Source organism: Roseateles sp. So40a (assembly GCF_048081605.1).
In the GTDB taxonomy this organism is placed as follows: domain Bacteria; phylum Pseudomonadota; class Gammaproteobacteria; order Burkholderiales; family Burkholderiaceae_C; genus Roseateles.
Window position 1 is genome coordinate 4363683 of sequence record NZ_CP182288.1, and the last position, 19030, is coordinate 4382712.

Consider the following 19030-nt stretch of genomic DNA (forward strand, 5'->3'; position numbering starts at 1 on the left):
GGAGGACCGCGATGCGGCGTTTCGAGTTGATCGAGGGCAGTTCCAGCAAGTTCTGGGAGGTCTCGCGCGACGGCGAGAACGTGACGGTGCGCTTCGGGCGCATCGGCACCAACGGCCAGGAAAAGACCAAGTCCCACGCCAGCGAGGCCGCCGCGATCAAGGACGTCGACACCCTGATCCGCGAGAAGACCGGCAAGGGCTACAGCGAGGTCGGGGGCGACGGCGGCGCATCTGCGAGCGCTGCCACCGCGACCGCCGCGCCAGCCGCGTCCACGCCCGCTCCCGCGCGCAAGTCCACGTCACCGAAGACAGCTCCGTGCGCCGCGACGCCCGCCCCATCTGCGACAGAGCCGTCCATCGAGCCTGCCGAGCCAGCGCCCGAGACGGTCATCGCCGCGGTCTCGGTCGCACCCGCCGTCGCGCCCGCCCCGAGCGGCCCGCTGCCCGCCATCGACTGGCCCTCGGGCGGCCTCAGCTGGACGCCGGCGTTGATCGCCGCCCTGCCGCCGCTGCGCGGCGTGCACGCGCCTGAACGTCCGGCCTTGGCCTCGCTGGCGACCGAGCTGCCCAGGCACGCCGCCAACTATGTCCGCTACCACAGTCCTGACCTCGAGCGCAGCATCAACAGCGCCTGGCCGGGCTTCGTCGCATGGAACGCCGACCAGCTCAACCAGCAACTGCGACGCGACGTGCTGGATGGGCTCACGCTCGACGGTTGGGTGCAGTCTTTCCTGCAGGCCCTGGTGGCCGACTTCGTTGTCGGCCGCGAGGAGGCCATCAGCGGCAGCCGTCCCCATGCCGGTCTGCGCTGGTTGACCGAATGGGCCCTGGCGCTGCGCGGCGTCGTCTTCGCGACTGAAATCGCGCTGGCCCTTCAGCCGGTCATCGAGCGCCACTACTTCGCCACCACCTGGCTGCATGACTCCACGCTGCGTCCGATCCGCCGCGAACTGGCCCGCTGCGACGACGTCACGCATGCGCAGGTCGAGGCGCTGCTCGAGGGCCTCGACGCCACCGCCGTCGGGACGCAGCGCATTCGCGCGATGCTGTGCCCCCTGCGGCTGGACTGGGTCCGCCAACTCCCGATCCACCAGGACCACGCCGGCGCCTTCCTGGACTCCGCGCTGCCGCTGGACGAGATCCTGCCGCTCGCGCGCGAGTTCATCCGTCACCGCTACGTGTCGCAGATGAAGTCGGGCCTGCTGCTGCAGATCCGCCAGCACGGCGAGGCCGTCGCGCCGTTGCTGACCGGCCTGCTGGCCCTGGTCGCGGGCAAGGAGAACGCCACGACCGTCACCAGCCTGCTGCAACGCTTCCGCGCCCCGGCATTGCCGGGACTGCTCGCGACGATGCTGGACCGCTCGGAAGCCCGCGACCTCCTCGATCGGATCGCCGAGACCCACCCCGCCGCCGTCATCGCGAGCACCGCCGCCCAAGCGCTTTCCGGCAGCGACAAGCTCGTCGAGAGCTGGTTGCAACGCCTGGCCCTGCGCGCCCCCGAGGCCGTCGCCATCGCCGAGCAGGCCCTCGACGCCGAGCAACGCGAGCGGCTGCAGGCACTGCTCGTGCGCAACCTGGCCGCCGAATGCCCGCAGGACCAGCTGCCCACGCTACTGCGCGAGCCGCCGTGGACGCGCAAGGTCAAGCTCACACCGCTGCCCACGCTGGAACTCAGCGCCGCCGGCCATCCGGTGCGCATCACGCTGAGCCCCGCGGAAGTCGCCGCCGCCCGCGCCGTCAAGATCGAGCCGTCCGACATCCGCGGCGGCGAGAACCCGCTCGACGTGCAGATGTCGGAGATGCAGATCCGACCCGAGGGACGCGCCCGCATCATGGCCGGTCAGCCGCTCCAGGACGGCGACTTCGCCGTCACCAAGAGCTGGTTCTACGGCGCCAATACCGACATCCTGATGGCGCTGCCGCCCGCCGCGGCGCTCGCGCTGTGGAACAGCTATCCCGCGCGTCACTGGAACACGTGGTACTGGAAACCGTCGCACGGCCACGTGCTGCTGTACCGACACGGCGAGGCGGCGCTACCGGGGCTGCAGAACCTCGCCGCGGCGCTGCCTGAATTCGGCCTGCCGATCGCGCTGGCCGTCGACAGCGTGAGCCTGGTCCCGGCGGTGCTGCACACGCTGCGCAACCTCAAGAAGGCCAAGCCCGCGGCGATCGCCTGGGCCAACGCCTATCCGAAGACCTTCCTCACCGGCGCGCTCGTGATGGCCTTCAGCGCGGACAAGACCGCGCGCGAGGACGGCCAGCACGGCCTGCGCTGGTTTATCGGCGCGCACGGCGAGGCCCCGGCCCGCGAGGCCGCCGCGGCCTTCGGTCCCGAGACCGAGGCCGCGCTGCAGGCGCTCATCGATGCCGACCCGCTGCTCGTCCTGCCCGCGCGCATGCCCAAGCTGCCCGCGTTCGCCGTCACGCTGGCGATGCGCCGCCCGGTGCTGCGCGACAACGGCCTGATGCTGTCGGGCCCCGCCGCCGAGTCCGTCGCGCTGATGCTGGCCCTCAGCAAGATCGAGGCGCCCTACGCCGGCATCGTCCAGCTCAAGGAGCTCTGCACGCCGGCGTCGCTCAGCGCCTTCGCCTGGGACCTCTGCGAGTCGTGGCTGCAGAACGGCGCGCCCGCCAAGGAGGGCTGGGCCTTCCAGGCGCTGGGCCTGCTCGGCGACGACGACACCGCGCGCCGGTTGGCCGCGCGCATCCGCGAATGGCCCGGCGAGTCCGCACATCAGCGCGCGGTCTCGGGCCTCGACCTGCTCGTGGCCATCGGCACCGACGCCGCGCTGATGCACCTCAACGGCATCGCCGGCAAGGTCAAGTTCAAGGGCCTGCAGGACCGCGCCCGCGACAAGATCGCCGCGCTGGCCGAGGCGCGCGGGCTGACGCCCGAGGAGCTGGCCGACCGCCTCGTCCCCGACCTCGGCCTGGACGACGCCGGCACGCTGACGCTGGACTTCGGCCCGCGCCAGTTCCGCATCGGCTTCGACGAGTCGCTCAAGCCCTTCGTGCGCGACAGCGCCGGCGCGCGGCTCAAGGACCTGCCCAAGCCGATCCGCAGCGACGACGCCGCGCTCGCCACCGCCGCCACCGAGCGCTTCAAGCTGCTCAAGAAGGACGCCAAGGCCATCGCCAGCCTGCAGGTCATGCGCATGGAGCTCGCGATGACGGCGCGCCGGCGCTGGACCGGTGAGGAGTTCCGCCGCTTCTTCCTCGAGCATCCGCTGATGCGCCATCTGGCCGCGCGCGTGGCCTGGGGCGTCTACGACGGCGAGCACGTCACGCGGCTGTTCCGCGTCGCGGAGGACTGGACGCTCGCGAGCGCCGAGGACGACACCGCGCAGCTCGCCGACGACGAGACCGTGGGCATCGCGCATCCGCTGGAGATCCCGCCCGCCGAGCTCGCCGCGATGGGCCAGGTCTTCGCCGACTACGAGATCCTTCAGCCCTTCCGCCAGCTCGGCCGCGAGACCTACGCGCTGACCGACGCCGAGCGCACGAGCAAGGCCATCCTGCGTTTCGCCGACAAGACCATCGCCACCGGCAGCGCGCTGGGCCTGGTCAATCGCGGCTGGGAACGCGGCCAGGCGGAGGACGCCGGCTGGGTCGGCCAATTCGAGCGCCGGATCGGCGACGGCCTGTCCATCGAGCTGGAGCTCGATCCCGGCACCATCGTCGGCGACCCCACCTACGAACCCAAGCAACGCATCCCGCGCATCGTCCTGCGCCGTCAGGGCACCTGGGGCGACGACGGGCTGGAGACCTTCGAGCGCCTGCATCCCGTGCTGGCCAGCGAGGTGTTGCGCGACGCCGAGCTGCTCGCGCCCTGGAAGGAGCCGACGACATGACCCGCAAGACCGCCGCATCGGCATCGGCATCGGCATCGGCATCGGCATCGGCATCGGCATCGGCCGGCGCGCCGATGCAGCGCCCGCCCGCCGAGCTGCTCTACGCCGAGGAACTCGCGCGGCTGGCCACCGAGGACCGCGGCCCGGTGCCGCCGGGCTGGCGCCTGTCCATGGGCGCGGTGATCCGCTTCATCGCCGGCGGCGACGGCATCCGGCGCAAGCTGGTCTGCGCGCCCAGCCTGCTCGAGCGCGCGCTGGTGACGCTCGCGTCCAACCGCGCGCTGCTGCTGGTCGGCGAGCCCGGCACCGCCAAGAGCCTGCTGTCGGAACTGCTGGCCGCCGCGATCAGCGGCACCAGCACGCTGACCGTGCAAGGCAGCGCGGCGACGACCGAGGACCAGATCAAGTACGGCTGGAACTACGCGCTGCTGCTCAACGAGGGCCCGAGCGAACGCGCGCTGGTCGCCTCGCCGCTGATGCGCGGCCTGCGCGAGGGCCGCCTGGTCCGCTTCGAGGAGATCACGCGCTGCCCGCCCGAGGTGCAGGACGCGCTGCTCTCGGTGCTGTCGGAGCGGCTGCTGATGGTGCCGGAGCTGGCCGATGCGGGCACGGTCTTCGCGGCCCCCGGCTTCAACCTGATCGCCACGGCCAACATCCGCGACCGCGGCGTCAACGAGATGTCCGCGGCGCTCAAGCGCCGCTTCGCATTCGAGACGGTGTTCCCGATCGCCGACTACGACGAGGAACTCGCGCTGGTGCGCGCCGAGGTCGACCGGCTGCTCGCGCGCGACGGCCTGGCCGTCACGCCCTCGCCCGAGGTGCTGGAGGTGCTAGTGACCGCCTTCCGCGAGCTGCGCACCGGCGTCGGCCGCGACGGCCAGGCCGGCGAGCGGCTGTCCACCGTCGTCAGCACCGCCGAGGCGGTCAGCGTGGCCCATGCCGTCACGCTGCGCGGTCATTACCTGCGTGGCGACGCGGGACATCCCGCCGACATCGTGGAGGCGCTCGCCGGCGCCGCGGCCAAGGACAACGCCGACGACCTCAAGAAGATCCGCCGCTACCTCGAGCAGCGCGCCGCCAAGCGCGCCGGCGAGCACTGGCAGGCCTTCCACGCGGCGAGGCACCTGCTGCCGGAATGACGCCGCGCATCCTGGGCATCCGCCACCACAGCCCCGCCTGCGCGCGGCTGGTGGCGCGCACCATCTCCGAGATGCGGCCCCAGGCCGTGCTCATCGAGGGCCCGTCCGACTTCAACGCCCGGCTCGGCGAGCTGATGCTCGACCACGTCCCGCCGCTGGCGATCTACAGCCATTCGCACGGCGTGGACGTGCAGGCTCAGGGCGATGACAACGACGGCGATGACGATGACGATGACGATGGCGACGTGAGGCTCACCGGCGGTCCGGCGCAATGCTGGTTCCCGTTGCTGGAGCACTCGCCCGAATGGGTCGCGCTGCGCGAGGGCCATGCCGCCGGCGCCGAGGTGCGATTCATCGACCTGCCGCATTGGCGCTACCGCGCGCTGCCCGACGACGAGCGCCGCACCGCCGGTCAGCCACGCAGCCGGTACGCGCGCGTGGAGTCGCTGCTGCGCGAGCGCCTGCGCCAGGACAGCAGCGACGCGCTGTGGGATCACCTCTTCGAATCGCCGCAGGCGGAGACCTCCTCCGAGGGACTCGCGCGCCGGATCGATGCCTACTTCGACGAGCTGCGCGGCGACGACCCGGGCACGCCACAGGACCGTGCGCGCGAGGCGCTGATGGCCGAGTGGGTGCGCTGGGCCGCCGCGCGCCACGAGCGGGTGCTCGTGGTCTGCGGCGGCTGGCACAAGCCGCCGCTGGACCAGGCCTGCGCGACGACGCCAGACGGCGTCTGGCAACGGCCTGCGCCCGAGGACGCGCCCGAACCCGTGACGCCGGTCCCGTCGGACCCGCGCCGCCACGGCAGCTACCTCGTGCCCTACAGCGACCGCCAGGTTGACGCGCTGGGCGGTTACGGCGCGGGTCTGCCCTCGCCCGCGTATTACCGCTGGTTGTGGCGCGACGGCGCCGAGCGCGCATCGGACCAGGCGATGGCGGCCATCGTGCGCCGCCTGCGCCGCGCGCGCGTGGCGTTCTCCACCGCCGACCTCACCGCCTTCGAGCGAGGCACGCGCGCGCTGGCAGCGCTGCGCGGCCGCACGACGCCGCTGCGCGTGGACCTGCTCGACGGCTTGCTCGGCGCGGCGGTCAAGGAGGCCCTGGAGACCCCCGCGCCGTGGCACACCGGCGGACCGCTGCGGCCCGACCACCACCCGGTGTTGCGCGAGGCGCTGCTCGCCCTGACCGGCGACGAGATCGGCCGCCTGCATGGCGACACGCCGCAGCCGCCCTTGCTGCGCGATGCCGAGCGCCGGCTGGCCGAGGAAGGACTGCTGGTCACCGCGAGCGCGCAGGCGCTGGTGCTGGACCGCCGCGACGCGCGGGACCGGCCGCGCTCGCGACTGCTGTGGCAACTGCGCGTGCTGGACATCGGCGGCGTGCAGCTGCGCGGCACGGCGGCGCCGGGCGGCGCGCGATCGCTCTCGCCCGCCCTGCACTTCGAGGAACGCTGGCAGCTGCGCCGCGACGACCGCTGGCACGCCGACCTGATCGAGGCCTCGGTGCACGGCGCCACGCTGGAGGCCGCGGCGCGCCAGGCGCTCGCGCGACGCGCCCAGGCGCAGGGCGGTGATCCGCAGGCGCTCACGGGCACGCTGCTGGCGGCGATCCGCGCGGGACTGCTGGACATGGGCGAGGACCTCGCCGCGCGCTTGCGCGAGGGCCTGCCGCGCTGCCATGACCACGGCGCGCTGGCCGACGCGGCGCGCACGATGGCGGAACTCGCCCGCACCGGGTTCTGGAGCGACGACCCGCGCGCGATGCTCGAGGCCACGCTGGCCGAGATCGCCGAGCGGCTGCTGTGGCTGCTCGAGGATCGCGGCACGGGCGCGCCCGCCGGCTCAACCCCGAACGCGGCCTCGGCCTCCGCCTCGCCGCCAGGCTCGGCTTCGTCGACGCCGGCCACGCCGCCCGCGCTGGTCGAGGCCGACGTGCGCGCGGTGTCCGTCTTCGACGCGCTGCTGCGGCTGGACCTCGCGTCACCGTCGCGCGAGGCGGTGCTCGACACGATGGGCCGCCTGGCACGCGGCGCGACGCGCCCGCCCGCGCTGCGCGGCGCCTCGCTGGGTCTGGCGTACGCGCAGGATGCGCTCGGCGAGGATCAGGACGCCCGCGGCGCGGTCATGGCCGTGCTGCGCGCGATGCCCCCACGCGACGCGCTGGGCGACTTCCTCTACGGACTCTTCGCCTGCGCCCGCACGCTGGCCACCAGCGACGACGCCATCGCCCGCGCGCTGCACGCGACGCTGGAGGCCATCGGCACCGAGGACTTCCTGACCGCGCTGCCGGCGCTGCGTGCCGCGATGGGTTGGCTGCCGCCGCGCGAGCGAGGCGCGCTGGCCGCGCTCGCCGCGCGCCTGATGGGCGGCGCCAACGGCGCGTCCTCCCCCGACGCCACGGTCGGCGCCTTGCTGCCGACGCTGGTGGGATCGGGTCGACCCGACCTGCTGCTCACACGCCGCATCGAAGCCCGCGCGATGGCCGCGGCCCGGGAGCTGGGACTATGAGCCGCCCGCTGCCCGATCTCGACATCGCCGACCGCTGGCGCCTGCTGCTGGGCGAGGCCGGCACCGGCAGCCTCGGCGCGATCGGTCCGCAGGCCTTCGCGATGGACCGCGCGCTGGCCTGGCTCTACGGGCGCGACGATGGGAAGGACGGCCCGGGCGGACTCGCGCCGGAGGACCGGCTCGATCGCCACGGCGGTCTCGGGCCCTCGGCACTGAGCGTCCCGGACTGGATCAACGAGATCCACACGCTGTTCCCCAAGGAGACCATCGAGCGGCTGGAGCGCGATGCGATCGAGCGCTACGGCATCGATGAGGTCGTCACCAATCCCGAGGTGCTGGCGCGCGCCACGCCCAATGTCGCGCTGCTGCAGGCGGTGCTCAGGACCAAGCACCTGATGAACCCGGCGGTGCTGGCGATGGCGCGCACGCTGGTGGCGCAGGTCGTGCGCGAGCTGATGGAGAAGATGGCCCGTCGCGTCGAGCAGGCGTTCTCCGGCCGCCGCCAGCCGCAGCGCACGTCGGCGCGCGGCTCGGCATCGCAGTTCGCGGCGCGCGAGACGCTGCGCCGCAACCTGCGGCATTACGACGCGCGCAGCGGCCGGCTGGTGGTGCGCGAGCCGCGCTTCCGTGTCGACAGCCGCCGCGTGATGGAACCGTGGCAGCTGCTGATCCTCGTGGACCAGAGCGGCAGCATGCTGGGCTCCGTCATCCATGCCGCGGTGACGGCGGCCTGCCTCAGCGGACTGCCCGGCATCAAGACGCACCTCATCGCCTTCGACACCGAGGTCGTGGACCTCACCGGCCAGTCGGACGATCCCGTCGATCTGCTCATGAACGTGCAGCTCGGCGGCGGCACGCTGATCGGCAAGGCCGTCGGCTACGCGGCGGATCTGATCGAGGTGCCGCGCCGCGCGATCGTCGTGGTCATCAGCGATTTCTACGAAGGCGCGGAGGAGCACCTGCTGATCGGCCATGTGCGCGCGCTGACGGCGCAGGGCACGACGGTGCTCGGGCTGGCGGCGCTGGACGAGCGCGCCGACCCGGTCTATGACCGCGAGCTCGCGGCGCGGCTGGTGGACGCCGGCGCGCATGTCGGCGCGATGACGCCGGGTCAGCTCGCGGGCTGGCTCTCGGAGAAGCTCGGATGAGCGCGCCCGCCGACGCCCCGGTCCGCGAGGACCTGCTGCACCTCACGCCCGAGGCGCTGACCCACGCGGCCAACGCCGGCCTGGTCAAACGCGCGATGCGCGAGCTGGCCGGCGGCGATCGGCCCGAGCTGGACGTCGATGCCCAGGGGCTGCTCCAGGCGAGCTTCAAGGACGGTACCGTCTGCCGCTGGCCACGCGCCGTCGCGCTGCCCGATGTGCGCTGCAGCTGTGGCGCGCCGGGCATCTGCCGGCATCGGCTGATCGCGGCGCTGGCCTACGGACAGGCGGTGCACGAGTCCGCCTCCGCCCCGGCCGACGCCCCCGCGAGCGACACGCCCCGCGCGCCCATCGCCGGCCCGCGACCGGTCCACGAGGCCGACGAGACCACGCTGGTCGCGCTGCTGCCGCCCGCGGTGCTGAAGCACGCGCAGGCGCTGCGCGACCACGGGCTCACGATCGAACTGCGCCCGCGTGGGCACGGCGGCGACGGCGGCGGCGGCGGAGCCGGCAGTGGCCATGGCGGCGAGCCCTGTGATACGGCCCGGCTGCCCAGCGCCACCGTCCGCTTCTGGGCCGGCGCGGGACTGGAGGCCGCCCGCTGCGACTGCATCCGCGCGACAGCCTGCGAGCATGTGGCGCTGGGTCTGTGGGCTTTCCGGGAAGCGCATGCCCAGGGCTTGTCTGGCGCGGCGACGGTGCGTCTGGCTTCGACGAGCGCGGCCAGTGTCGCGCGGGCACCGTTCGAGGCACTCGCCGCCGCGCTGCTGCGACATGGCGCGGTGGGCGGTGCCTCGGCGCTGGCGCAGCCGCTCTCCCTCGCGCGATCCGCGTCAGGCGATGCGGCCTGGCTGCTGGGCGTGCTGGACGAGCTCGAAGCCTGGAGCGACGCCTACCTGCGCCGCAGCGCGCGATATGACGCCGCGGACGGCGCGGACTTGCTCGCCGAGCTCGGCCTGCGCGTGGCCGGCGGCGCGCGCCCCGGCCGAGCGGGCGATGCCTGGGGCACCGGCCAACCGGGCGAGGTCGAGCTCGACCGCGTGCGCCTGACCTGCCTGGGCGCGCGCACCCGGCGCGACGGCGCGGCACGGCGCACCTCGCTCGTGATGGCCGATCTGGACACCGGCACCCGGCTGCTGCTGCGCCACGACTGGTCCGTGCCGGAGGACCGCCTCGACACCGAGGCCGCGGTGCGCGGCAGCGAGCGGCTCGCGCCGGGCCTGCTGCTGTCGACGCTGGGCCACGGGCAGTTGCTCTCGCGACAGGCGCGGCGCCTGCCCGACGGCAGCCTGCGGCTCGCCAGGCATCGCAGCGACCGCAACCAGCCGCTGCCGCAGACGGCGGACTGGCAGTCGCTGCGCATGCCCTTGCGCGCGGACAGCGTCGCGGCGTTGCGGCGGGAACGCGCGCTGCATCCGCATCCGGACCTCACGCCGCGTCACGCGGCGCGCCGCTTCGTGATCTTCTCGCCGGCCGATTGGGGCGACCCCTTCTACGACGCGCACGAACAGACGGTCGCGACCGTGCTGCGTGACGCCGATGGCGCACCGCTGCTCGCGCGACGCGCGCATGAGCGCCACGCGCCTCAGGCGCTGGAAGCGATCGCGCAGGCGCTGTCGCCGCAGGCCGCGCCGCGCCATGTGGCCGGCATGCTGCGCTGGCGCGCGGGCCTGCCCGAGCTCGAGATCTGGGCCATCGCCGGCGACAGCGGGCTGACGGTCCCCGACCTGGCCGCCCGCGAGGGCCCGGCGCTCGCCGCGCTGCCCTTGGGTCACGTGCCACAGGTCGAGGCGCATGGCGGCGGCGCGCTTGGCGGCGACGGCCCCGGCGCCGTGCGCGCGCTGATCGCGACGCTGCTGCATCACGGCCGCTCGCAACTGCCGCCGTCCTGGCGCGGCGAGGCGCGTGCGTTGCAGCGTCGGATCGGCGTCGCGGGCTGGCGCGCGCTCGCCGAGGCGTTGGAGATCCTGCTCACCGCGCTCGATGAGCCCGATGAGCCCGCCACGGGTTCGGCCGGCGCTGCGTTGCTGCGCCTGCTGACGCTGCTGCGGCTGCACGAGGACGCGGCGGAGCTGGAACTCGGCGGTCTCGATGACGCCGGGGACCTCGACGGCGAATGAAACCCGCTTGAAACTCGGCGGCGCGAGGAGGGGCCGCCTGCGGCGTCACAATCGCGCACCCCGAGCGCCCCACCGGCGCCGTCCCTCCCACACGACGCAGGTCCCGCCATGAGTTCCGTGAGCCCCCTCCTCCCGCTGCAGCAGCACCTCCCCACCGCCAGCCCGCTCGCCTACGGCTGCATGGGCCTGGGCGGCGGCTGGGACCGTCAACCCTGGACCGAGGCCGACGTCGACCACGCCCAGGCCGCCGTCGACGCGGCGCTGGACATCGGCGTCACGCTGTTCGATCACGCCGACATCTACACCTTCGGCAAGGCCGAGTCGGTGTTCGGCGCGCTGTTCAAGCGCCAGCCCTCGCTGCGCGATCGCATCGTGCTGCAGAGCAAGTGCGGCATCCGCTTCGCCGACGAGGGCGGTCCCAAGCGCTACGACCTGTCGGGCGGCTACATCGTCGAGGCGGTCGAGGCCAGCCTGAAGCGCCTGGGCACCGAGCGCCTGGACATCCTGCTGCTGCATCGTCCCGATCCGCTGATGCAGCCGGACGAGATCGCCGAGGCCTTCCAGCGCCTGCGCGACGCGGGCAAGGTCTCACACTTCGGCGTGTCCAACATGAACGCCGGCCAGATGGCCTGGCTGGGCCGCGCGCTGGCGCAGCCGCTGGTGGTCAACCAGCTGGAGCTGGGCCTGGGTCATCTGGAGCCGCTGGACGCGGGCACCTGCTTCAACGATCGTCAGGCCGGGGCACGTCCGGGCGCGCTGGCGTGGCCGGGCACGATGGAGCATTGCCAGCAGCACGGCATCCAGGTGCAGGCCTGGGCCGCGCTGGCGCGGGGACGTTTCAGCGGCGACACCGCGCAGGATCCGGCCGACGAAGCGGCGCGCGCGCTGGTGCGGCAGCTCGCGGACGCGCACGGCGTCAGCACCGAGGGCATCCTGCTGGCGTGGCTGATGAAGCATCCGGCGCGCATCCAGCCGGTGATCGGCAGCGCCAATCCCGAGCGCATCCGCGCGTGCGGCGACGCGCTGCGCGTGCAGCTCAGCCGCGGCGAGTGGTACGCGCTGTACGAAGCCGCGCGCGGCGCGCCGCTGCCCTGAGCTCAAGGCTCCGTTTGCGGCCTAGAGGAAGCCCCTCTCCCGCGGAGCGGGAGAGGGGTTGGGGTGAGGGCTCGTGTGAGGGCACGGCGTCCTTCGCAGAGCCCTCACCCCCCGCCCTCTCCCGCTTCGCGGGCGAGGGGGCTCAAGGCGCACCGAGTGACCCCGTTGCTCTCCCGCTTCGCGGGCGAGGGAGCTCAAAGGGCTGACGCCGTAGCTCGTCAGAACGCCGCACTGAGCTCGGTGACGAGCGCGGCGGCGCCGATCTCGCGCAGTGCAGCGAAGTTCTGCCCCGCCCACAGCGGCGAGAAGTCGCCGCTGCCTTGCGCCTCGGCCTTGGCGCGCAGCGGCGCGATGCCGGAGGTCGCGAGCGGGAACTGCGGTGCGACCTCATTGAGCGGCCCGACCTCGCGCATCAAGCGATTGACGATGCCGCGCGCCGGGCGGCCGGTGAAGAGATTCGTCACCGCCGTGTGGTGATGCCCCGGGTCGCGCAGCGCGGCGCGATGCGGCGCGCTCGTCGTGGCTTCCTCGCACAGCAGGAAGGCCGTGCCCAGCTGCACGGCCGATGCGCCCAGCGCCAGCGCCGCGCGGATGCCCCGCGCGTCGACGATGCCGCCCGCGGCCACCACCGGCACCTTCACCGCGCGCACGATCTGCGGCAGCAGGGCCATCGTGCCGGGCTGGCGCGTCAGATCGTCGCTGAGGAAATGGCCGCGATGGCCGCCCGCTTCCCAGCCCTGCGCGATCACGGCATCCGCGCCGTGCGCCTCGAGCCAGCGCGCTTCATCCACCGTCGTCGCGCTGCCCAGCACCAGGCTGCCCCAGCCCTTCACGCGCGCGATGAGCTCGGGCGCCGGCAGGCCGAAATGGAAACTCACCACCGGCGGCCGGAACGGCTCGACCAGATCGGCGATGTCGGAGGTGAAGGGTTGGCGCCCCGACCCCGCGGCGATCGTGGCGGGGTCGATGCCGAACTCGGCGTAGTACGCGCCGAGCCGGTGCCGCCATCCCGCCTCGCGGGCCTCGTCGGCCGCGGGCGGTGTGTGGGCGAAGAAGTTGACGTTGAACGGCTTGGTCGTGCCGTCGCGCAGCGCCTGCAGCTGCGTGCGCAGCGCCTCGGGCGTGAGCATCGCGGCCGGCAGCGAACCCAGTCCGCCCGCGTTGCTCACCGCGACGGCGAGCCGCGCATCCTGCACGCCCGCCATCGGCGCCTGGATCAGCGGCAACCGGGTGCCGAGGAAGAACGGAGCGAAAGGCGCGCTGGAAGTGGGCATGGCGGCGGATCCTGGACGTCTCGAACGGAGACGCGATGATCGCGCAAGGCCCATGCCCTTGTCAGCCGCCCTCCCATTGGAGGGGCGGCCTGCGGAGACCCGCGGCGGGGCGGCCTTGGAGGGCCACCGCCGCGAGCGTCACTTGCAGGTGAAGCTCTTGGAATTCACTTCCTTGACGTTGCCGTTGCCGCAAGTGGCGGTGGCTTGCTCGCTCATCTTGCGCACGTCGTCCATGCGCTGGGTGTTGGCCTCGGTGGAGTTCGGGGCGATCACGCAGCCAGTGCTCAGGAGGGTGGTGGCGGCGGCGATCAGCAGGGTCAGCGGACGGATGTTCATGGTGGGTTCCCTCGGGGAGTGTTGATGTTGGCGCGCAGTCTAGGTCCGCCGCGCCGCCCCTCACCCGTCCTCCGACAGCCCGTCGTCCCGCGACGACGAACTGCAGCCTCAACCGACAGACCGGGGAACCAGACGCCGCCTGCCCCACGCGCCGATCACGGCCGGGCCAGGGCCTCCACCGGGTCGAGCCGCGCGGCGTTGCGCGCGGGCAGGAAACCGAAGATCACGCCGATCAGCGAGGACACCGCGAAGGCGCCGCCGATCGCCGTCATCGACACGATCATCCGGAAGCCCGCGCCGGCGGCGAAGTGGTTGAACAGCAGGCTGGCCCCAACCGCCAGCGACACGCCCAGCCCGCCGCCGATCAGGCACACCAGCACCGCCTCGATCAGGAACTGGCGCAGGATGTCGCCCTGGCGCGCGCCCACGGCCATGCGCACGCCGATCTCGCCGGTGCGCTCCGTCACCGACACCAGCATGATGTTCATCACCCCGATGCCGCCGACCAGCAGCGAGATCAGCGCGATCGACGAGATCAGCAGCGTGATCGTCGCCGTGGTCTGCTCCACCGTCTGGCGGATGCTGTCGGTGTTGAACAGGAAGAAATCGGTGGCGCCGTGGCGCTGCGTCAGCAGCGTCCGGATGCCCTGCTCCGCCGCGGCGTTGGGCACCGCGTCGTTGACCCGCACCGTGATGCCGCGCAGGTAGTCTTGCCCGGTCATGCGGCTCATCGCCGTCGTGTAGGGCACCCAGATGTTGATCGCGTCGTCGTTGCCGAAGGCGCTCGCCTTCTTGGCCGTCACCCCGACGATGCGCACCGGCACCGTGCCCAGCAGGATGACCTCGCCCAGCGCGGGCTCGCCGTTGGGGAACAGCGTCTTGCGCGCGTTCTCGTCGATGACCGCGTCCTGCGCCTGCGAGCGCACCGCCGCGGTGTCGAAGGCACGGCCCTGCGCCAGCGTGTAGCCCTTGACGCGGAAGTACTGCTCGCCCACGCCGGTCACGGTGGCGCTGACGTCCACGTTGCGATAGCGCAGGCCCGCGCTCACGCCCACCGAGGGCGTCACGCTGTCGACGTAATCGAGCTGCGCGAGCGCGTCCGCATCACCCGCGCGCAGCGTGCGGATCGCGCCGGCGCGGCGATCGCCGAAGCCCTCGCCCGGCATGACGTCGATGGTGTTGGTGCCCATGGCGCTGATGTCGGCCAGCACCTTCTCGCGCGTGCCCTGCCCCAGGCCGACCACCGACACCACCGAGGCGATGCCGATGATGATGCCCAGCATCGTCAGCAGCGTGCGCAGCCGGTGGGCCAGCATGGCCTTGAGCGCCATGCGCGTGGCCTCGGCGACGCGCCCGACCACGGCGGCCCACGCCGGTCCCGACGGCCCGGCATCGGGCTTGGCCAGCACCGCCGGCGCGCCCGCCTCGGGTTGGCGGCGGTCCGCGACGATGACGCCATCGCTGATCTCGATCACCCGTTCCGCATGCGCCGCGACCTGCGCGTCGTGCGTCACCAGGATCACGGTGTGGCCGTCGGCATGCAGTTCCTCGAGGATCTTCATGACCTCGCGGCCGCTGGCCTGGTCGAGCGCGCCGGTGGGCTCGTCGGCCAGGATCACGTCGCCGCCGTTCATCAGCGCGCGCGCGATCGACACGCGCTGCTGCTGACCGCCGGACAGCTGCCCCGGCCGGTGATGCAGCCGCTCGCCCAGGCCCAGTCGCGCGAGCAGGGATTTCGCGCGGGCATGGCGGTGCTCGGTGCGCGCGCCGGCGTAGATCGACGGGATCTCGACGTTGCCCACGGCGTCCAGGTCGTCCAGCAGCTGGTAGCGCTGGAAGATGAAACCGAAGTGCTCGCGCCGCAGCCGGGCGAGCTCGTCGGGCCCCATCGCGCCGGTCGCCTGACCCGCCACGCGGTAGCTGCCGCGCGTGGGCCGGTCCAGGCAGCCCAGGATGTTCATCAACGTCGATTTGCCCGAGCCCGACGGCCCCATGATGGCGACCATCTCGCCGGCCTCGATCGTCAGGTCGACGTCGCGCAGCACCGCGACGGTGCCCTCGCCGGCGGGGTATTCGCGGACCAGGCCGCGCAGTTCCAGGAGCGCCGCCATGCTCACATCCGCGGCGGCGGACGACGCCCCTCGGCCGATGCGCCCGGCGGCGCGGCCTCGGCGGTGACCACGCGTTCACCCTCCTTCAGCCCGTCCAGCACCTGCGCGCGCACGCGGTTGTTCAACCCGACGCGCACCGAGCGCGCCTCGATGCGGCCCTCGGGGCCGAGCACGCGGACCTGGTAGCGATCGGCCTTGGCGTCATGCGCGCCCAGCGCCGCCACCGGGATCGACAACGCCGCCTTGGCCTGCGCCAGCACGATGGTCGACTGGGCCGTCATGTTGATGCGCAGCGTGCCGTCGGGATTGGGAACGTCGAAGATGCCGTTGTAGTAGATCGCGCTCGTGCTGCTGGAGGAGCTGGACGTGGACGTCGTCGCGCTCGTGGTGTCGGCCAGCGTCGTGTCGCCGGGCTCCACCGCGCGCAGCGTGGCCTGGATGCGGCGGTCGGGCTCGCCAAGCAGCGAGAAGTGCACCGGCATGCCGGGCTTCACGCGCGGCACATCGGCCTCGGAGATGCGCGCCTTGATCGTCATCGTGTCCAGCCGGGCGAGCTTGATGATCGTCGGCGCCGTCTGCGCCGCGTTCACCGTCTGCCCCTGCTCGGTCACGATGGCCACGACGGTGCCGTCCATCGGCGCCAGCACCCGCGCGTAGGCGAGGTTCACCTGCGCCGAGTCCACGTTGATGCGCGCCTGCGCGACCATCGCCTGCTGGGACTCGACGTCGGCGCTCGCGGTGTTGAGCGCCGCCTCGGCGGCCTCCAGGTCCGCGCGTGCGCCTGCATCCGCCGCGGCCAGCTCGCGTTGGCGGCGGGCGCTCAGGCCGGCCTGCGCCAGCGTCGCCTTGCGCGAGTTGAGCAGCGCCTCGGCGCTGCGCAGCTGGGCCTGCGCGTCGCGCAGCGCGTTCTGCTGCGTGAGCGCGTCGATCTCCGCGATCAGCTGACCTTCCTTGACCTTCTCGCCCAGCGCCACCGCCAGGCGCTTCACCTCGCCGGTCGCTCGCGCGCCGACGCTGACGATCTTGAAGGCGTTGATCGTGCCGGTGGCCAGCACGCTGACCTCCAGGTCGCCGCGTTCCACCGCGGCCGACGTCACCTGCGGCGGTGGCGGCGGGCTGAGCCAGATCGCCTTCACCGCCAGCGCCGCGATCACCACGACCACCGCGACCGCCACGAGGCGGCCCGGTTTCATCCACTGCTTCATTGACTCGTCTCCCGCACCGGCGTCGCTTGTTCAGCCAGTGCCGCTTGCTCTGCTTGTTCCGCCTGTCCCGCCAGCCACCCGCCGCCCAGCACCTTGTAGAGCGTGATCCGATTGAGCTGCTCGCTCAGCCGCAGCGTGACCAGCGACTGCTGCGCGCCGACCAGCGAGCGCTGCGCGTCCAGCAGGTCCAGCTGGGTGGTGCTGCCCACGCGGTACTGCGTTTCCGCCAGCCGCAGCTGACGCTCTGCCGACGCGAGCAACGCCTGCTGCGCGGTCAACCGGTCCGCCAGCGTGGCGCGCACGGCCAAGGCATCGGCGACCTCGCGGAACGCGGTCTGCACGGTCTTGTCGTAGGTGGCCAGCGCGATGTCGCGGCCGGTCTCGACCTGGCGCACCGCGGCCTCGCGCGCGCCGCCATCAAAGATCGGCAGCGCCACCGACGGTCCGAAGTTCCAGGTGCCGCTGCCCGCCTGGAACAGGCCCGACAACGCAGAACTGCCGGTGCCCGCGCCGGCGGTCAGGCTGATGGACGGGAAGCGCGCGGCACGCGCGGCGCCGATGTCGGCGTGCTTGCCGATCAACGCGTGCTCGGCGGCCATCACGTCGGGACGGCGCTGCAAGACGCTCGAAGGCACGCCGGCCGGCAGGTCGACCAGCAGGCTGACCGTGGCCAGCGCATCGGACGCGCGGGGCTCGAGCGCCGTCGGCAGCGAGGCGCCCAGCAGCAGCTCCAGCGCATGCCGATCCTGCGCGAGCGTCGCCGGATAGGTCAGCGCGTCGGCGCGTGCGTTCTCGACCGCGGTCTGCGCCTGCGCGAGCACCAGCCCCGACACCGCACCCGCTGCATGACGGCGCTGCGTCAGCGCGAGCGAGCGTTCCTGGCTCTCCAGCGTCTGAAGCGCCAGGCGCTGACGCTCCAGGTCCGAGGCCCAGCTGAGCCACGCGCTGGCGGTCTCCGCGACGAGCGTGATCTGGACGCTGCGCCGTGATTCGACGGAGGCCAGCAGCGACTGCTCGGCCGACGCGCTGAGGTTGCGCACGCGTCCGAAGAAGTCGAGTTCATAACTGGCCATCGCCAGTTGCAGCGACACCTGCTGCGAGACCTGTCCCGCCGCGCCCGAACGGCTAGCCGCCGCCGAGGCGTTCAGCGTGGGCAGGCGCTGCGCGTCGGTCTGCCGGAACGCGGCACGCGCTTGCTCGACCTGCAGCGCGGCGACACGCAGGTCGCGGTTCTCGCGCACCGCCAGCGCGACGACGGTTCGCAGGCGCTCGTCCAGGAACACCGCCTGCCCGTCCAGCGTCGCGGCATCGGTGGTCGCGGGGATGGCGGCCGCGGTGCGCTCGGGCACGGCGGGAGCGGGCCGCTGATAGTCGGGCGCGAGGTTCACGCAGGCCGTCAGCATCGTGGCGATGGCCACCGCGATCGCGGAGCGCCACGCCACCGGAATGCGGGATGGAGACGCTGGGGATTGAGACAGGAGCGGGGGTCGAGGCATCGTCAAGGCAACGGGCAGGTCGACCCGGTCTTCGGACAGTGCCGCGAATGATGCATCAGGGCGAAGCGGGCGAATTTACGCAGCGGTAAAACCCGATGTCAGACCTGACGCAAGTCGACACACAGCCGGATTCATGGGACGTCGCGCGCGACGTGCGCATGCCGCGCAACAACCCCATTCACACGCGCTTGACGCAAGACAGCTAGCCTGTCGAGGTCGTCAAGCCAGACGACCAGGAGTAGCCGTGACTGACATTCGATCGTTCCAGCGCCCTGCGACCGCGGTGAGCGCCACGGTCGCGGTGTTGCTGTCCCTTCCCCTCGCCGTGATGCTGAGCGCCTGCGAGGCCGATGCCGCGGGACGCCAGGAGCCGCTCAGCGCCCAGGAGATCGCGCAGCATGACCGCTGCGTCGCGCTGCTGCGCCCCATGCTTCACGGGCAGCCGGTGCGCTCGACCTCGTTCGAGCGCGGCCCGCATGGGCTGGACTATGTGTGGATCAACGCCGAGGTCCATGACGACGAGGACGACATCGAGCGCCGCGTCGCCAAGGGCGCGCGCGTGGGCGGCCATTGCCAGTTCGACGATGGCGGCGCGTCGGTCCACTTGCACACCTACGCCCTGGACGTCCCCGACGATGAGGGCACGCCGGCCGGCGACTACCGCTTCGTCGCCGCCAAGGGCGAACTGGTCGCCAGCAGCGACAGCGCCGACCGCTGACCCTCGGCACGCCGCTTGCCAGACGCGCTCGCG

Annotated in this window: 12 protein-coding genes; 7 read left to right on the forward strand and 5 right to left on the reverse strand. The window is 72.8% G+C overall.

What is annotated here, in order from left to right:
• Positions 1 to 11 precede the first annotated feature (11 nt).
• The 6 genes from ACNI65_RS19810 (at position 12) to ACNI65_RS19835 (ending at position 11857) form a co-directional block, all read left to right on the forward strand.
• Positions 12 to 3851 (forward strand): WGR and DUF4132 domain-containing protein, encoded by a 3840-nt coding sequence (locus ACNI65_RS19810; RefSeq protein ID WP_416758864.1) that lies wholly within the window; start codon positions 12 to 14, stop codon positions 3849 to 3851.
• Complete coding sequence (locus tag ACNI65_RS19815; protein ID WP_416758865.1) at positions 3848 to 4990, forward strand: ATP-binding protein; 1143 nt, start codon at positions 3848 to 3850, stop codon at positions 4988 to 4990. The genes ACNI65_RS19810 and ACNI65_RS19815 overlap by 4 nt, the downstream gene beginning before the upstream one ends.
• Positions 4987 to 7497 (forward strand): DUF5682 family protein, encoded by a 2511-nt coding sequence (locus ACNI65_RS19820; protein WP_416758867.1) that lies wholly within the window; start codon positions 4987 to 4989, stop codon positions 7495 to 7497. The genes ACNI65_RS19815 and ACNI65_RS19820 overlap by 4 nt, the downstream gene beginning before the upstream one ends.
• Positions 7494 to 8645 (forward strand): VWA domain-containing protein, encoded by a 1152-nt coding sequence (locus tag ACNI65_RS19825; protein WP_416758869.1) that lies wholly within the window; start codon positions 7494 to 7496, stop codon positions 8643 to 8645. Before ACNI65_RS19820 ends, ACNI65_RS19825 begins: the two co-directional genes overlap by 4 nt.
• Positions 8642 to 10762 carry a hypothetical protein gene (locus tag ACNI65_RS19830; protein ID WP_416758871.1) on the forward strand — a complete coding sequence of 707 codons (2121 nt, stop codon included), beginning with the start codon at positions 8642 to 8644 and terminating at the stop codon, positions 10760 to 10762. Before ACNI65_RS19825 ends, ACNI65_RS19830 begins: the two co-directional genes overlap by 4 nt.
• A gap of 108 nt (positions 10763 to 10870) precedes the next feature.
• Positions 10871 to 11857, forward strand: a complete 987-nt coding sequence (locus ACNI65_RS19835; RefSeq protein ID WP_416758872.1) for an aldo/keto reductase — start codon at positions 10871 to 10873, stop codon at positions 11855 to 11857.
• 218 nt (positions 11858 to 12075) lie between these two features.
• Here the strand turns inward: ACNI65_RS19835 and ACNI65_RS19840 are convergent, their stop codons facing one another.
• The 5 genes from ACNI65_RS19840 to ACNI65_RS19860 all read right to left on the reverse strand — a co-directional run bounded on the left by ACNI65_RS19840 (position 12076) and on the right by ACNI65_RS19860 (position 18225).
• On the reverse strand, positions 12076 to 13131 hold the full coding sequence (locus ACNI65_RS19840; RefSeq protein ID WP_416758873.1) for an NAD(P)H-dependent flavin oxidoreductase: 1056 nt from the start codon (positions 13129 to 13131) through the stop codon (positions 12076 to 12078).
• Positions 13132 to 13269: 138 nt separating this feature from the next.
• A complete protein-coding gene (locus ACNI65_RS19845) occupies positions 13270 to 13467 on the reverse strand; it encodes a hypothetical protein (RefSeq protein ID WP_416758875.1) in 198 nt (65 codons plus the stop codon).
• A gap of 155 nt (positions 13468 to 13622) precedes the next feature.
• Positions 13623 to 15578 (reverse strand): MacB family efflux pump subunit, encoded by a 1956-nt coding sequence (locus ACNI65_RS19850; RefSeq protein WP_416758876.1) that lies wholly within the window; start codon positions 15576 to 15578, stop codon positions 13623 to 13625.
• Between the two features lie 2 nt (positions 15579 to 15580).
• Complete coding sequence (locus ACNI65_RS19855; protein WP_416758877.1) at positions 15581 to 16783, reverse strand: efflux RND transporter periplasmic adaptor subunit; 1203 nt, start codon at positions 16781 to 16783, stop codon at positions 15581 to 15583.
• Positions 16780 to 18225: an efflux transporter outer membrane subunit gene (locus ACNI65_RS19860; protein ID WP_416758878.1), complete on the reverse strand. Its 1446-nt coding sequence runs from the start codon at positions 18223 to 18225 to the stop codon at positions 16780 to 16782. Before ACNI65_RS19860 ends, ACNI65_RS19855 begins: the two co-directional genes overlap by 4 nt.
• Positions 18226 to 18523: 298 nt before the next feature.
• On the opposite strand from ACNI65_RS19860, the gene ACNI65_RS19865 reads away from it, so the two are divergent.
• Positions 18524 to 18997, forward strand: coding sequence for a hypothetical protein (locus ACNI65_RS19865; RefSeq protein WP_416758880.1), 474 nt, complete (start codon positions 18524 to 18526; stop codon positions 18995 to 18997).
• Positions 18998 to 19030 lie beyond the last annotated feature (33 nt).

Excerpts from the sequence above, each read along its gene's own strand:
- ACNI65_RS19845 (WP_416758875.1), bottom strand. The coding sequence starts at position 13,467 with ATGAACATCCGTCCGCTGACCCTGCTGATCGCCGCCGCCACCACCCTC.
- ACNI65_RS19835 (WP_416758872.1), top strand. The coding sequence starts at position 10,871 with ATGAGTTCCGTGAGCCCCCTCCTCCCGCTGCAGCAGCACCTCCCCACC.
- ACNI65_RS19830 (WP_416758871.1), top strand. The coding sequence starts at position 8,642 with ATGAGCGCGCCCGCCGACGCCCCGGTCCGCGAGGACCTGCTGCACCTC.
- ACNI65_RS19820 (WP_416758867.1), top strand. The coding sequence starts at position 4,987 with ATGACGCCGCGCATCCTGGGCATCCGCCACCACAGCCCCGCCTGCGCG.
- ACNI65_RS19825 (WP_416758869.1), top strand. The coding sequence starts at position 7,494 with ATGAGCCGCCCGCTGCCCGATCTCGACATCGCCGACCGCTGGCGCCTG.
- ACNI65_RS19815 (WP_416758865.1), top strand. The coding sequence starts at position 3,848 with ATGACCCGCAAGACCGCCGCATCGGCATCGGCATCGGCATCGGCATCG.
- ACNI65_RS19855 (WP_416758877.1), bottom strand. The coding sequence starts at position 16,783 with ATGAAGCAGTGGATGAAACCGGGCCGCCTCGTGGCGGTCGCGGTGGTC.
- ACNI65_RS19840 (WP_416758873.1), bottom strand. The coding sequence starts at position 13,131 with ATGCCCACTTCCAGCGCGCCTTTCGCTCCGTTCTTCCTCGGCACCCGG.
- ACNI65_RS19810 (WP_416758864.1), top strand. The coding sequence starts at position 12 with ATGCGGCGTTTCGAGTTGATCGAGGGCAGTTCCAGCAAGTTCTGGGAG.
- ACNI65_RS19850 (WP_416758876.1), bottom strand. The coding sequence starts at position 15,578 with ATGGCGGCGCTCCTGGAACTGCGCGGCCTGGTCCGCGAATACCCCGCC.